Annotated in this window: 1 protein-coding gene; it reads left to right on the plus strand. The window is 69.1% G+C overall.

Annotation, left to right across the window (positions count from 1 at the left end; genetic code table 11):
- On the plus strand, positions 1-1,642 hold a 1,642-nt coding region (locus FJ251_16230), incomplete at both ends, for a T9SS type A sorting domain-containing protein (GenBank protein MBM4119247.1).

Raw genomic sequence — 1,642 nt, forward strand, 5'->3', positions numbered from 1 at the left:
GATCTCCAGTATCAGAGCTTCACCTGGGGTGGCGGCGGGGGCACGCTGGATCCCGGCGAGAGCGGCACGCTCAGTCTCTCGCTGCAGAACGCGGGCGGCGCCGTGGCGACGGGTGTGACGGCGACGCTCGTCAGCCACAGCCCCTGGGTGACGGTGACCGATCCCGTTGCCAGCTTCCCCGACTTCCTGCTCGGCGCCAGCGGCAGCAACGCGGGCAATCCCTTTGCGGTCAGCGTGGCCGGCAACGCGTTCCCGGGCCACCTGGCCGGCTTCAGCCTGCTGCTGAGCTACAACGAGCGCGCGGTGGAGGAGGTCGAGTTCCAGCTCACCGTGGGCACGGCCGCTCTCGGCTCGCCCACGGGGCCCTGCGCCTACGGCTACTATGCCTTCGAGAGCTCGGACACCGGCCATCCGCAGGCGCCCGTCTACAGCTGGGTGGAGCTCGCGCCCAACTACGGCGGCACGGGGACGAGCGTCGGCCTCAGCGATTTCGGCAGCGCCGACGACACGAACGTCCTCAATCTGCCTTTCGTGTTCCGCTACTTTGGCCAGGACTTCGACCAGATCTCGGTCTGCTCGAACGGTTGGGTGGCGATGGGCACGACCTACCTCGTCGCCTACCGCAACTACCCGATCCCCTGTTCTGGTGCACCGCCGTATCTGATCGCGCCCTTCTGGGACAACCTCTACCAGAGCGGCCAGAATCTGGTGTACTACCAGTACGACGCGGCGGGACACCGCTTCATCGTGCAGTGGAGCCGCCTGCTCAACGACTACAACGGCACGACCGAGAACTTCGAGTTGATCCTGCTCGACCCGGCCCACCACCAGACGGTGACCGGCGACGGCGAGATCGTCTTCCAGTACCAGCTCATCAACAACGTCGACGCGGAGAACGGCTACGCGACGGTCGGCATCATGAACGGCGACCGCACGGACGGCCTGCTGATCAGCTACTGGAACCAGCACCCGGCATCGGCGAGCAACCCGGCCGCCAACCGCGCCATCCGCTTCCTGCCGCTCAGCGACGCGCTGCAGGTCGCGGCCTCCGTGGCGCCCACGAGCATGGAGACGGTGATCCTGCAGGGCACGAGCCTCGACCGCTTCCTGCAGGTCAACAACACGGGCGAGACGGGCTCGGTGCTCTACTACGCGCTCGATGTCGCGGCCTTGCCCGCCTGGTTGACGGCCGCCGGCGCCACGGGCAGCGCGGTGGCCGGGCGCCCGGAGGCGATCACCCTCCACTTCGACAGCGCCGGCCTGCCCCTGGGCAGCTACGAGACGACCCTGGCGATCAACACCAGCGGCGGCCATCTGGTCGTCCCCGTGAGGCTCACCGTCAGCGACGACGCGACGGCGAGCGAAGCGGCTCCGGCCGCGCTGACGCTCGGGCAGAACCACCCGAATCCCTTCAACCCGTCGACGCAGATCGACTTCGGCCTGCCGGCGGACGCGGCGGTGCGCCTCACCGTCTTCGACGTCAACGGGCGCGCGGTGGCGACCCTGGTCGACGGTGCGCTGCCCGCGGGCTGGCAGCGCGTGACCTGGGACGGCCGCGACGCGCAGGGCACGCCGGTGGCGGCGGGCGTCTACCTGTACCGGCTGGAAGTGGGCGCGGAGCGCATCCAGCGGAAGATGCTGA

The organism is bacterium (assembly GCA_016873475.1).
Lineage (GTDB): Bacteria > Krumholzibacteriota > Krumholzibacteriia > JACNKJ01 > JACNKJ01 > VGXI01.